At 51.3% G+C, this 13,142-nt stretch carries 11 protein-coding genes; 5 read left to right on the top strand and 6 right to left on the bottom strand.

What is annotated here, in order from left to right; all coding sequences use genetic code 11:
• Window positions 1–657: 657 nt before the first annotated feature.
• The 6 genes from CDA54_RS12215 to cutA form a co-directional block, all read right to left on the bottom strand.
• Complete coding sequence (locus CDA54_RS12215; RefSeq protein WP_099035308.1) at window positions 658–1,839, bottom strand: heme biosynthesis HemY N-terminal domain-containing protein; 1,182 nt, start codon at window positions 1,837–1,839, stop codon at window positions 658–660.
• Window positions 1,836–3,794: a uroporphyrinogen-III C-methyltransferase gene (locus CDA54_RS12210; protein ID WP_099035307.1), complete on the bottom strand. Its 1,959-nt coding sequence runs from the start codon at window positions 3,792–3,794 to the stop codon at window positions 1,836–1,838. Before CDA54_RS12210 ends, CDA54_RS12215 begins: the two co-directional genes overlap by 4 nt.
• Window positions 3,787–4,722 carry a hydroxymethylbilane synthase gene (gene hemC / locus CDA54_RS12205; RefSeq protein ID WP_099035306.1) on the bottom strand — a complete coding sequence of 312 codons (936 nt, stop codon included), beginning with the start codon at window positions 4,720–4,722 and terminating at the stop codon, window positions 3,787–3,789. The genes CDA54_RS12210 and hemC overlap by 8 nt, the downstream gene beginning before the upstream one ends.
• Before the next feature lie 113 nt (window positions 4,723–4,835).
• Window positions 4,836–5,225, bottom strand: a complete 390-nt coding sequence (locus CDA54_RS12200; protein ID WP_099035305.1) for a DUF2914 domain-containing protein — start codon at window positions 5,223–5,225, stop codon at window positions 4,836–4,838.
• Window positions 5,226–6,066: 841 nt separating this feature from the next.
• Window positions 6,067–7,881, bottom strand: a complete 1,815-nt coding sequence (locus CDA54_RS12195; protein ID WP_099035304.1) for a protein-disulfide reductase DsbD — start codon at window positions 7,879–7,881, stop codon at window positions 6,067–6,069.
• A complete protein-coding gene (gene cutA, locus CDA54_RS12190; protein WP_099035303.1) occupies window positions 7,878–8,201 on the bottom strand; it encodes a divalent-cation tolerance protein CutA in 324 nt (107 codons plus the stop codon). Before cutA ends, CDA54_RS12195 begins: the two co-directional genes overlap by 4 nt.
• Window positions 8,202–8,434: 233 nt before the next feature.
• Here cutA and CDA54_RS12185 point away from each other — a divergent pair, with 233 nt between their 5' ends.
• From CDA54_RS12185 to CDA54_RS19735, 5 genes are all read left to right on the top strand, one after another.
• Window positions 8,435–8,920 carry an FxsA family protein gene (locus CDA54_RS12185; RefSeq protein ID WP_099035302.1) on the top strand — a complete coding sequence of 162 codons (486 nt, stop codon included), beginning with the start codon at window positions 8,435–8,437 and terminating at the stop codon, window positions 8,918–8,920.
• Between the two features lie 57 nt (window positions 8,921–8,977).
• A complete protein-coding gene (locus tag CDA54_RS12180; RefSeq protein WP_099035301.1) occupies window positions 8,978–9,583 on the top strand; it encodes an ABC transporter ATP-binding protein in 606 nt (201 codons plus the stop codon).
• Window positions 9,580–10,698 carry a DUF6136 family protein gene (locus CDA54_RS12175; protein ID WP_099035300.1) on the top strand — a complete coding sequence of 373 codons (1,119 nt, stop codon included), beginning with the start codon at window positions 9,580–9,582 and terminating at the stop codon, window positions 10,696–10,698. Before CDA54_RS12180 ends, CDA54_RS12175 begins: the two co-directional genes overlap by 4 nt.
• 171 nt (window positions 10,699–10,869) lie before the next feature.
• Entirely contained in the window at window positions 10,870–12,519 is a 1,650-nt protein-coding gene (ggt, locus tag CDA54_RS12170; protein ID WP_099035299.1) for a gamma-glutamyltransferase, read from the top strand.
• A 374-nt stretch (window positions 12,520–12,893) separates the two neighbouring features.
• Window positions 12,894–13,142 (top strand): hypothetical protein (locus CDA54_RS19735; RefSeq protein ID WP_218962405.1); only part of this gene is annotated, 249 nt, incomplete at its 3' end.

The raw sequence follows: 13,142 nt of genomic DNA, 5'->3' as shown, positions 1-13,142 counted from the left end.
GAGAGAAGCGGATTGCGGGAAGCCCCGGATTCCGCTGCGCTGCATCCGGGTATATCCAGCACCTTTGACACTGGGATATTGCCGGTAAGCACATTGGTAAATTCAAAGGTTGCCGGGCTACACCAACTGCTTTTTATCTCGCAGAGGCGCAGGGCCCGCTGAGGAAAGCCCCTTTAGATTTACCCTGCGACTTTGCGACTTTGCGCCTTTGCGAGATTCAATATAACCACTGAGCCACAGCTTCCCGGATTCCGCTGCGCTGCATCCGGGTATATCCAGCACCTTTGACACTGGGATATTGCCGGTAAGCACATTGGTAAATTCAAAGGTTGCCGGGCTACACCAACTGCTTTTTATCTCGCAGAGGCGCAGGGCCCGCTGAGGAAAGCCCCTTTAGATTTACCCTGCGACTTTGCGACTTTGCGCCTTTGCGAGATTCAATATAACCACTGAGCCACAGCTTCCCGGATCCCGCTGCGCTGCATCCGGGTATATCCAGCACCTTTGACACTGGGATATTGCCGGTAAGCACATTGGTAAATTCAAAGGTTGCCGGGCTACACTAACTGATTTTTATCTCGCAGAGGCGCAGAGCCCGCTGAGGAAAGTCCTTTTTTACCCTGCGACTTTGCGCCTCTGCGAGAGACTGGCTCTTCCTCACCCCTCTCTAACTGCAAGGCTCTTCTTATACAGACTAAGCGCCTGTTTATCATCCTGCTGCAGTTCCTTAACCCGAGCCAGACGCAATCTGTCCTGCTGACTTTCTTTATGATCCGGGCGCAGATGTAATGCCTTAGTCAGAGCCTTCTCAGCCAGCGGCAGATCCCCGGCATGAGCCGACAATTGTCCCAGCACAGAGAGCAGTTCAGCATTCTTTTCATCGGTTTTCAGCCAGCCTTCCAATGCCCTGACTGCCTTAACCGGATTGGGAAGTTTCAACTCCCGAAACAAGGGTAACAATAAGGCATGGGGGCCTTTTTTCTGCCAGTCCACCAGCAATTGCTCGGCATCGCTATCCATACGTTGCGCCAGCAGTTGTTGAATATAAGCCGCCTGATAGGCAGGGTTCTGGCGCTGTATGCGGGGCAGTTGCTGCCAGTAAATCTTCAGCTGATTGGCCCCTTCTTTACTGGCCACTTCGGCAAGAATGCCCTGCGCCGCGCTGTACATCCATTGCTGATACGCGTCTTTGCCCAGCACTTTTTTCCAGTTAGCCAGCTTCTCCTGCAATACCCGCCATTTACCCGATGCCGCCAGTGCCCTTGCCCATACTGCCGCCACCTGCGGATGGTGCTGCTGTTTATCATCCAGCTCACCGAGCAGGGCCAGTGCCTGAGCAGGATTGTGCTGCGCCAGCGCCAGTTCACTTAAATGCAGTCGCGCCGCTAATACACAGGAAGGATAATCCAGTGCCTGAGTCCATTTTTCTCTCGCCTTGTCCGCCTGCCCGAAACGCAGTGCTACCTGTGCCGCCAGCAATAAATTCAGACCGGAAAAGCGATCGCTGTCGACCCGGGCCAGTTGCTTTTCGGCCTCGGCCAGATTGTTTTCTTCCAGCGCGATCAGGCCCTCACTGAAGGCTTTACGCCGACGCCGCTCCCCCCAGTTACCCAGCCATTGCCTTGAGCCGGTCGCCAGGGTCAGTATCCGCTTTATCAGCCATTCCAGCAGCAAAAAGGCCAGGATTGCGCCGATCAGCATCAGCCCTAAAGAAATCACGCTCATTTCCACTGTCCAGTGACCCAGCGCAATCAGCACATAACCTTTCTGGCCTATGAGATATGGCCCGGCAATCAGCCCTGCCAGCAAAATAGCCAGGATAATAAACAGGCGGATCATGGCTGTTCACCCTGATATTGTGAACTCAGGCGCTGCTGCAGGATATCTTCCAGTGCCGCTGCAGATTGCAGTTGCTGCGGATAATCACGACGGAGTTCGGTTTGCTGTAACTCGGCCAGAGAGCTGCTGAATCCCGCCACCGCCGGAGCCTGGGGCGCAAAATACATCTCCAGTAAGCTTTGTGCTTCGCTCAGAAATGACTGATACAGCTCTGCCTGCTCTCTTAATACCAGATGTTGCGCCTGCAGCAGATACAAACGCAGTTGCTCGCGCACCAGCCACTGCTGTTTGTCGCTAAGCAAGGGTTTGGTTTGCTCGGTGCGCCGGCGAACGGTAATAAAATCATCGACTATGCCCTGCCAGCTGCGCTTTAAATTCATACGCCAGTCTGACACCGAATCGGATAATTCCTCCTGCACCTGTTGTTCTTCCGCATCGGGCAACACCACCATATCCAGTGGCAACGCATCCACCTGACTGGCCAGAGCGCCCAGTTGCAACGCCAGTTTAGTCAGGGGTTGCGGGTTGATCTGGCGAAGTTGCTGAATATCATCGCTCAATACCTGGCGAACCGGCAACAGGCTGGGATCACTGAGATCTTCAAGCCGCGTATCGGCAGACTCAAGCAACAAGGTGGCGGTTTGCACGTCTTTTTCCAGCCACAGCTTACGACCCGCCATACGCACCAGATAGGCGGCCTCAGCCAGCAACCAGTCATTAGGACGACGGCCTTTGACCTGCTGCAACTGTTGCTGGTTAGCACTGAGTTGTTGTTCAAATTCCGCCAGACGCTGTTGCAATGCCTGTTGCTGGCTTTGCATATCCTGTTGCCGCGTCCGTTCCGCGCTGTCCAGTTGCTCACTGAGCTGTTGCGTCAGCTGCTGACGCTGACGTTGCTCATCAGCCGCCAGTTGCTCCAGACCACTGTCTTCAGCCTGTTGGGTGAACCGGAATTGCTGCCAGCCCCAGTAACCGGCTGCAGCGAGCAACAGCACCATTAACAGATTCAGTATTGCCACCAGCCACAGAAAACCAGTACGGCCAGGTTTCGGGTCTTTGTCTGCAGCTTTGGTAGCGGGCTTATTCTCTGTTTTGTTATTTTTGGGCGAACCTGAGGAAGCAGAGGTCACAGCAGAGCTGTTATCCCGCGCCTTTTCAGGTTCGGGTTTTGCACTATGTTGCGCTGCTTTTGAACTTGAATGTTTATCTGGCTCAGCCATAGATTGTTGCTCCATAAAGTGCCGGGCAGTGTTAATCAGCGCATCGTCACTGGCATTTTCACTGCGGATAACCTGCGTAATACCGCGCTCTGTGGCCTGTTGTATCAGCCTGTCACTGACCAGGATCCAGGGCAGCGTTTTAAGCCAGTCGCGATCAAACTGCGAAAACGCCGCATCCATCAGTTCACCACTGGTAGTAATAATGCATTGAATCTGTTCTGGTTTCCATTGCTGAGTCGGCTTTGGCTGCTCAACCCGCTGACGCCGGTAGATACTCAAAGGCGTTAGCACAGCGCCGCGTTCTGCCAGGCTTTCGGCCAGCAACTCCCGGCCTCCTTCACCTTTTACCAGTAACACCGGCAGGCCGTTAACAGCCTGCAATTCCGCCAATGCCAGCAAGCCTTCGGAATCCTGCTGCTCTGGCACCTGTACCGCCAGCCCGGCTTGGCGGATGATTTCAGCGCTGCTGTTGCCAACCGCGAAATAGCTTAACTGTGACGGCCAGGTTTTATCCGCCATGGCCTCCAGCGCCAGGTTGGCCGCAGAGGTACTGGTAAATATCACCTTGCTTTGGGCTGGCAGTGATAACAACGTCTCTGTCAGTTGCTCAAGCTGTTCAGCCTGAGGTTCGATACGCAAAAGGGGCAGACCAACAACCGGAATACCGGCAGCGGCAAAGCGCTCACAGCTTTGCTGACATTTACCTTCGGGGCGAAGTAATAAAAAATCACTCATGTTGCTGATACAACGCTTTGAGTATTTTGCCGGCGCCTTTTTCCAGTAACATCTGCCCGAGCTGCTGACCTAAACTCTCGGCATCAGCAGCATCACCGCGGATTTCAGCACTGATAATCTCGCTGCCATCCACAGCGCCCACCAGGCCCCGCAACCAGACTTTGTCGCTCTCCAGCAAGGCGAAACCACCGATGGGCACCTGACAGCCCCCCTGCAAGGTGTGGTTCATGGCCCGCTCAGCACGCACACGAATGGCGGTATGTTGATGATTAAGAGGTTTAAGCAGTGCGATCAGATCCTTGTCATCATCCCTGCATTCGATACCGACCGCGCCCTGTCCGACGGCAGGAAGACAGAATTCCGGCTCGATACCATGACGAATACGCTCGCCCATTTCCAGACGAATCAGCCCCGCACAGGCGAGTATAATGGCGTCATACTCACCGGCATCCAGCTTAGCCAGACGGGTATTCACATTGCCGCGCAAATCACGGATCTGCAAATCATCACGCCAGGCTTTGAGCTGGCACTGGCGACGCATACTGGAGGTACCGACTACCGCCCCTCTGGGCAGCGACTGTAAATCGGCATACTGGTTGGACACAAAGGCATCAAAGGGATTCTCTCGCTCACAAATCGCATACAGGCCAAAACCTTGTGGCATTTCCATGGGAACATCTTTCATAGAATGCACGGCAATATCGGCTCTGTCTTGCTGCATTGCCACTTCCAGCTCTTTGATAAACAATCCCTTGCCGCCAATTTTCGCCAGCGGAGTGTCCAGCACCCGATCCCCCTGCGTGGACATGGGTACCAGATCTACCCTGAGCCCAGGGTGGGCCTTTTCCAGAGCCTGTTTGACATACTCAGCCTGCCATAGCGCCAGGGCACTTTTACGGGTAGCGATACGAACAAGGGATGGGTGCATTCAATTCTCTTAACGCATTATTCAGATATAGCGAATAATAACATTGCACCTTAACTTTAACAGCCAGTACATCAACGCAGAATAGGTATTTGCTTTGCTCATGCCCGGTCAGATTAGTAATTATCCATAGCCAGGGTAAACTTGAATTCTTCGCTGACCAGCATCTTTTCTCCAACCCAGACCTGCACCTGCCAGTCACCCTGCCATTTAGGCAAAAGATTCTTACTGGACCATGTCCGCCAGTTGTTACTGCCAATATCGAAAAGCACTTCTGCTTTCACTTCCCCCTGATACAGCCACTTATGTATCACCTGCTGATTCATACGATTTTCAATATGCGTAAAAAACATTACCGTGGTGATCTGCCCGGGCCTGCCTACGACTTCATCTTGTAAATCATCCACAGGTTCGCGATTCTGAATCTCGCTGGTAAGCTGGCTACGCACCACATCTGCATGAGCATTGAAAACCCAACACAACAGTATTATCAGTAAGCCTCTCATCTTCCGCCCCAATCGATTAAGCTGGGGATAAGTGTAGACCAGGGTTGAATTTATTCGACCATCAGAGACGGGAGTGACTCAATGAGCCGATTAAACTGAGTCCTATCCTGGCGTCCTACGGCCTTTAAGAGCTATAAGATTAACCACAGAGGCACAGAGAACACAGAGATTCAGAAGGCGTTCCATCTCCGTTTTCTCCGCGCGCTCTGCGACTCTGCGGTGAAGAAATGAGTAAGTTAACCACAAACATCGCCAAGGAACACGAAGGTTAAAAAACATTAAGACACTGGATTCCCGCCAACTACACGTGGGGAAAGACAGCCCGTCATGCCCGAGTGTTGTTATCGGGCCTGTCCAGCATCTTTGATTGCACGGTCCTATTTAACAGCACATTGCTAATTCAAAAGTGCTGGGCATCCAGCGCCCCTGGAAAAAGGCTGAATAAACCACTAAAAACACGAACAAATACATTACTCTCGCAGAGCCGCTAAGACGCAGGGGGCTGATAACGCCAATTCCATATTTCTCTGCGGCCCTTGCGCGATTCAATATAAACACAGAGTACATAGAGGTAATAACGGTTTAATGCCCTTTACTTCTCTGTGCCCTCTGCCTGCCCAGCCCCTTTGCTTAGCTGTTTCTTCAGGGACATACTTCAAACCGAAAAAGTAAAGGTGCGGGGTGCCTCTGTGGTGAAATTTCTTTTGCGAGCAGGAAGCCCCCGGATTCCGCTCCGCTACACCCGGGTATATCCAGCACCTTTGACAACAGGATATTGCCGGTAAGCACATTGGTTAATTCAAAGGTTGCTGGGCGACTCATGCAAATTGAAAACTTTCCCCTACAACGGCAATTTTTCGAGGTGGGCGGCAAAGCGCTCTGCGTTCATAAAGCCTGTGACTCTGGCGCGCTGGAGTTCATTTCCCTTAGCATCGAAGAACAGAATGGTCGGTAATCCGAGTACCGCAAATTCTTCCTGAAATGCCAGGCTGGTTGGTGTATTTTCAGTCAAATCAATTTGCATCAACACCGTATTTTCCAGTGCTTTTTTCACTCGTTCGTCGGGAAAAGTGTATTTTTCAAATTCCTTGCACGCCACACACCAGTCTGCATAAAGATCGATCATCACCGACTTGCCTTGAGCATTGGCGGCCTGCAATTTTGCGGCAAAATCACCAAGATCTCTGACCCGCATAAAATGCACTTCTTCACCTTTGGTGACCTCGTTTTCAGCATCTGACACCTTGCCAGACTGCACCAGGCCAACACCGGGCAGCACCGCCTGATAGCCATACAGCGCCGAGCCAAACAGCCCCAGGAAAATAATCAGACTGCGAATCCCTTTGAAAAAACTTGTCGCCGTCCCCTGATTCATCACCTGCCAGTAACTAAAAGTGGACAGTCCCAGAATCGCCCAGGCAAGGTCGGTCCACTGGTTATCGAACATGCGTTCAACAAACAATAAGGCCACCGCAAGCATCATAAAGCCAAAGGTTACCTTGACGATATTCATCCAGGCGCCGGCTTTGGGCAACAGTTTTCCTCCGGTCATGCCAAACAGCACCAGTGGTATGCCCATGCCGATACTCAGGGCATAAAGGGCTGAAAACCCAAGCACCAGATCGCCGCTCTGGGCCACAAATAACAAGATCCCAGTCAGTGGTGCGGTAGTACAGGGCGATGCCACCAGACCGGAAATGGCTCCCATCAGGAATACCCCGGAGTACCGGCCACCTTTTTGCTGATTGCTGACGTTATTCAGCTTTTCCTGCCATTTAGCCGGTAATTGCAGCTCCCAGGCTCCGAACATCACCAGTGCTAACAAAGAAAACACAACAATAAAGGTGATCAGAATGGCAGGATGCTGCAATGCAGCCTGGAATTTCACCCCTGCCGACGCGACCACCAGCCCCAGCAAAGAATAGGTAATGGCCATGCCCTGTACATAGATAAAACTCAGACTGAACGCTTTGGAAGTCTTAATTTCTTTGCCCTGACCGATAATGATGCCGGACAGAATAGGGTACATAGGGAAAACACAAGGTGTCAGTGCCAGACCGGCACCAAGCACCACAAAGATCAGCAGGGTCCAGAGCAGGTGCTGATCGCTTGAGAGCAGATCGGCCAGCTCAAATTGTTCGGAGCGGCTGCCTGCCTCCGGCTCCTGCTCGGCGGCCGCAGCCTCACTGCCGTCAGCGCTATCGCTCACCTGATCCAGATACACCACCTGAGTGGTGGCCGGATAACACAATCCGGCTTCGGCACAGCCCTGATAACGGATTTTAACGACACCGTCCTGAGCAGAGGAATGAATATCATACTCAATGCTGACATCCTCAAAATACACCTCGGATACACCGAAATATTCATCTTCTATTTCTTCGCCCTGCTCCGGGGCATAACGCGGCGTTGAAAGGTTTACATCGGTAAGCGCCGTCTTAAACTGTTTTTTGTAAAGATAGTATCCCTCGGCCACTTGCCAGCTAAGATGCAACTTGCCATCCTGTTGACGAAATTCGAATTGAAACGCCTCTTCGACGGGTAAAAATTGTTGCTGCTCACCCAGTAAATCGGCCAGAGGATCCTGAGCAACAGCCAGGGCGGGAAAATAAAGAACAAGCGCAACAATAAAAAACCGCAAATACTTTGTAATCATTCTGTACTACTTTTAATCCAGTTCAGGTAAGTGGCAGCGCCACCGGCAATATCAACAATAAGCCATTCCGGCTCATCATACGGGTGCAGACTTAACGCCAGCTTATATAGTGCATCGGTATTGCGCTTTGTCGTTTTTATCAGTAACTGTACTTCACTGTCCTGCTCTATCTCGCCTTGCCAACTATAAACGGACGTCAGGCCGGGGAGTATACTGACACAAGCGGCATGTTTTTGCTCCACCGCAGCGCGGGCAATCTGAGCCGCTGTCTCGTTGTCAGGACAGGTGCAAAGCACCAGGCAAATATCAGATACTGTCATAAGACCCTTCCTGTTCACTTTGTCTTTCAACTTTTATACTTTGTAACATTTATGCCAATTCATACCCACAATTAACCATTGGGCGCGTGGCCGGTGTCTGCGGGCATGTTAAATTCCCGCGGTTCGCATAATACATTTCGGTTGTGGGTACTCGTGGCTTGTGTTGCTATAGTTGGCCCCAACATAGTTTTGTTATACCCGTTCTATTGTGCACACCTTTGCAAGGATACCCCATGGGAAAACTATTTTTTCTGTTCGCGATTATGCCAATTATTGAAATCGCTGTGTTAATCGAAGTTGGCGATCGCATTGGCGGCTGGCCAACCATTGGCCTGGTAATACTCACTGCGGCTGTAGGCGCTGCACTGGTGCGGATGCAGGGCGTGGCCACGCTGTTTCAGGCCAGACGCAAAATGGACATGGGCCAAATCCCCGGTCAGGAAATGGCCGAAGGCCTGATGCTGGCCATTGCGGGTGTGTTACTGGTAACGCCGGGCTTTGTCACCGATGCCTTTGGTCTTTTACTGGTGGCCCCCTTCTCCCGGCCACTGATTGCGCGCTGGCTGCTGAATAAAATGCAGGTTCAGGTAGTGCAGGCACAACAACAGCAACAATATTATCGCCGTCCGAATCAGGACGACGACAATAGTACCATTGAAGGAGAATATAAGGTGAAACCGGACCAGCAAAAAGAGCGGGATAAGCTGCCCAAGGATTAGCCAGGCGATGTCAGTCAGAGTCAACCATTCTGCCAAAGCGTTAGGGAGCCTGCCCAGTTGTTAACTTTTAATCAGGTCAGCCAGAGTTATCCGCATCAATCGCTGTTACGCAACCTGTCGATAACTATTGATGCTCGCCGGGCGCTAATCAGTGGCCCCAATGGCTGTGGCAAAACCACCTTATTGCTGTTGGCCGCGGGTTTACTTAAACCTCAGCAGGGCAAGATCACATTTAATCAGCAGGATGTGCTTCTCGCTGGCAGTAAACAAAGCATCGGCATCAGCGCCAGCAAAGTGGCACTGCCCGCATTTATGCCGGTAAAAGAGTTGTTGCGTTTTCACGCACAACAATTCGGCTGCGAGGATGATCAGGGCTGGGTAGCAGAGTTTGGCCTCGGGAAATTCCTTCTTACTAAAGTGCAGGACCTGTCACTGGGCAATTATAAAAAGCTCAGTTTAATCACCGCCCTGATGCATCAACCCGATTTATTGATACTGGATGAGCCTGGCAATGGCCTGGATGATCAGGCCAGAATTGTATTGGCAGGGATCCTGGACAATTACCCGGGGCAGATTATTGTGGCAAGCCACGACAACCTGTCATCCGGCAATACCGAAATGCAACATATTCCACTGCAAGATATTGCCAACGGTGTCATGTGAGCTACTGGTTATTCAGGATCAGGCTTTACCATCAATCATTAAAGCAGTGGCTGACCAGCCTCAGACAAATGGGAATCGGACTGGTGGCACTGTTCCCTATGGCCTTACCTGCACTGGTGATGCTACCACTGCTGTCATTGGGGGTACTGGCCGATCCGCAAACTCAATCCTCGTTATACCTGAATACTTTGTGGGGCTATCTGTTACTGCTCTACAGCTGGATGAATTTTCAGCGCGACGGCATTTATGCAGCCCGCTATCAGCTCTATCTGAAAGCACTACCCACAAACCCGGCCTTTAAATCCCTCTGCGATTGGGGATTGATAATTTATGCCGCAAATGTGTTTATTCTGGGGCCTGTACTGCTGCTGATCATCGTTCTGGTTCAACAAAGCGGTACCCTGACATCAGCAAATTCGCCAGCATTTCTGGCTGAACTGATTCCCCTGTTGGCTCTGGTGATACTGTCTGCTTATTACGGCTTTATCGCAGTGAACAATACACTGCCGTGGATCAGCCTGTTGGTTTTTCCTTTTCTCGCCTTTACCTGGCCAGAGGAACTGAGCAAGTTGCAGTGGTTGCTGCTTTGGGTCATTGCCATTGTGACAGAGCGTTTTATGCCAGCGGTTTCAATCCCATCCGGTAACTGGCCGCACGGGCTCTTCCGACTGTTTTTGCGGGCGGATATCTCGTCTCCCGGCGGCGAAAAACTGCGGCTTATTGCCCTATTGCTATTGATTGCCCTGACCCGCATCAGTGCCTCTTCATTGCATCCAGACGTACAGCCTTATTTGTTAAATCTGGTCTGTTTCCTCAGCGCGCTGATACTGGCAAGCAGCCTGTTTGGTATTCAGGCTCTCAGAGAGCGCTACCACCTTTACCTGCGCAGCTTATCCGGCGGTGAATTCGCACAACTGGCCTGGGGGGTGACGTACGTGTTTCTTAAAACCCTTATTGGCGTCATACTGATCGCCTTGGCGGGTATCTTTGAAGTTGTCCAATGGGGGCTATGGCTATTGTTTTACACAGGCGCTCTGGCCGGCATATTGTGGCGCCCTAAATGGTTTCTGTTTGTCCCCTGCCTTGTTGCTATTGTGGTCTTTCTGGCTGCATAGCAATCAGGGGCAGCTGTGTCAGCCATCGCTGCCCATAAAACTGTTCTTGTTTATGCTTTTATTGCGCCTGCCATACTCAATACCTGTGCCACTGGCATGGACTTTCGCGTCGACTCGGGATAGGTTAACCCTTTGTTCTTATTCTCTATTCCTGCCCTAAGGTGATGAACAATGTTGAGACTATTTATTCTTGTAGTTTTGCTGGTAAGCCAGCCTGTTGTTGCGCAGACACAGCAAGCCGCAGTGGCCATGCCCGACAGTTACAGTGCTGATGTGGCCAGACAGGTGCTCGAAGAAGGGGGTAATGCAGTTGATGCAGCGGTGGCTGCAAACTTTGTACTGGCGGTCACCCTACCCGAGGCTGGCAATATCGGCGGTGGCGGCTTTATGCTGATTTACAAGGATAATCAGGCTGACTTCCTCGATTATCGCGAAAAAGCGCCACTGGCTGCTCATAAAGACATGTATCTGGATGCAAAGGGCAATGTGATTCAGGAAAAGCCGCTGTACGGCATTCTGGCATCCGGTGTGCCCGGTGCGGTAATGGGCATGTGGCAGGCGCACCAGAAATACGGCACGAAGGATTGGTCAACCCTGATGGCTCCGGCCATCGAACTGGCAGAAGATGGCTTTATGCCGCACCCCAAATTGCTGAGGTCAGTTAAACGCTATATCAGAAGGGTTAAGCAGGATCGTCACGGGCGAAACTTCGATTATTTCTTCGGCCGCATGCGTGAAGATCAGTTATTTAAACAGCCGCAGTTAGCTGCCACCCTAAAGCGTATTGCTGAGCACGGTCCACAAGGTTTTTATGACGGAGAAACGGCCAGACTGATTACAGAATTTATGCAGCAACAGGGTGGCCTGATCACTGGCGAAGATCTGGCCGCTTATGAGGCAAAATGGCGCACTCCCATCAGCGATAGCTGGAATGGCTATCAGGTTCTGTCCGCGCCGCCGCCAAGTTCCGGCGGTCTGGTACTGGTGCAGATGCTGAAAATGCAGGCGCAACTGAAACAGCATTTCCAGGATCTGGAGCATAATTCGGCGCAATATATCCATTTGCTGGCGGAGCTTGGCAAACTCGGCTTTGCCGACCGTGGAGAATATATGGGCGACCCGGATTTCCATCCGGTACCCACAGAAAAATTACTTGATGATACCTATATTGCCAGACGAGCGGCGCAGGTATCCATCGACAGTATTTCTGTTACCGAAGAGGTCAAACCGGGCCTTAAAGAAAGTGAAGATACCACCCATTACTCGGTCATCGATCAATGGGGTAATGCGGTCTCCAATACCACGACGATTAACCTAGGTTTCGGTAATGGCGTGGTGGTAGAAGGGGCGGGCTTTTTGCTGAATAACGAAATGGATGATTTCAGTGCCAAGCCCGGCGTGCCGAATTTCTTTGGTGCCATCGGCAAAGAAGCCAACAAGATAGAGCCGCAAAAGCGCATGCTCTCCTCGATGACACCAACCATTCTGTTAAAAGACAATCAGGTGGAGATGGTCTCGGGCTCACCGGGCGGCACCACCATTATCAGCTCGGTGTTTCAGTCCATCTTAAACCGGGTGCTGTTTGACATGAGCGCCGATGAGCTGGTGAATGCACCTCGCGTGCATCATCAGTTGTTGCCCAAAGATGTGATCCGCCACCATCCCGGCCTCTCTGCCCGGGCAAAATATCAGCTTGAAAAAATGGGCTACAAACTCAGTGGCAGACGCTTCGGCGATCTACAGGTCATCAGCCGGGATAACAATGGCAACCTGGATGCCGCATCAGAGACCAGTGGTCGCGGTAAGGCTATGGTGTTTTGATCCTCTTTAGCCAGGGGTTTCGGGATATCCAGGCCTCGGCAAAGAGAATGGGATCTCGCAGAGGCGCTAAGACGCAGAGAGTAAGTTGGAATTTTGTATTATGACTGGAGCCAGGATACCTATTTGCGCCGCTGACTAAGTATTGCCCTATCTTAGTCAGCTCTGTTCAAAATCTGGGAGTATTCTGTAGAAATTGTTGGCTATATGCAGAGGAATTGTCCGGTTTGAGCGAGAAGCGGACGTAAAGTATAAGTCGCACAATAGCGACCGGAACTAATCTCAGACAGATTACAGTTTTAAGCGTCAGATCAAAAAAACGCATTAGTATGTATGATACTTTAAGCTTAATCTAGCCAGAATAAAAAGGGATGTTTATGAATGAGGGTGTTTTCACAAAAGCAAGATTTTGGAAATGTGCACTACAGGTCAATCCTGCAAGTTACATTGGCTATAGAGGTGCGCAACAAGGATTATCTGAGGACGATTACAACCACAAACTTCTCGAAGTTTGCCTTGAAGAAAACATTAAAGTTGTTGGTCTAGCTAACCACGGAAATGTTGACTCCGTTGATGGTATCCGAACCTTGCTCTCCGGCCAGGGCCAGGGTCAGATCCTACTTTTT

The organism is Lacimicrobium alkaliphilum (assembly GCF_002591895.1).
Lineage (GTDB): Bacteria > Pseudomonadota > Gammaproteobacteria > Enterobacterales > Alteromonadaceae > Lacimicrobium > Lacimicrobium alkaliphilum.
This window is presented reverse-complemented; position numbering and strand designations above follow the sequence as displayed.

Coding starts and splice junctions, on each gene's coding strand:
- CDA54_RS12195 (WP_099035304.1), bottom strand. CDS start 7,881: ATGATTACAAAGTATTTGCGGTTTTTTATTGTTGCGCTTGTTCTTTAT.
- CDA54_RS12210 (WP_099035307.1), bottom strand. CDS start 3,794: ATGAGTGATTTTTTATTACTTCGCCCCGAAGGTAAATGTCAGCAAAGC.
- ggt (WP_099035299.1), top strand. CDS start 10,870: ATGTTGAGACTATTTATTCTTGTAGTTTTGCTGGTAAGCCAGCCTGTT.
- CDA54_RS12185 (WP_099035302.1), top strand. CDS start 8,435: ATGGGAAAACTATTTTTTCTGTTCGCGATTATGCCAATTATTGAAATC.
- CDA54_RS12200 (WP_099035305.1), bottom strand. CDS start 5,225: ATGAGAGGCTTACTGATAATACTGTTGTGTTGGGTTTTCAATGCTCAT.
- CDA54_RS12215 (WP_099035308.1), bottom strand. CDS start 1,839: ATGATCCGCCTGTTTATTATCCTGGCTATTTTGCTGGCAGGGCTGATT.
- hemC (WP_099035306.1), bottom strand. CDS start 4,722: ATGCACCCATCCCTTGTTCGTATCGCTACCCGTAAAAGTGCCCTGGCG.
- cutA (WP_099035303.1), bottom strand. CDS start 8,201: ATGACAGTATCTGATATTTGCCTGGTGCTTTGCACCTGTCCTGACAAC.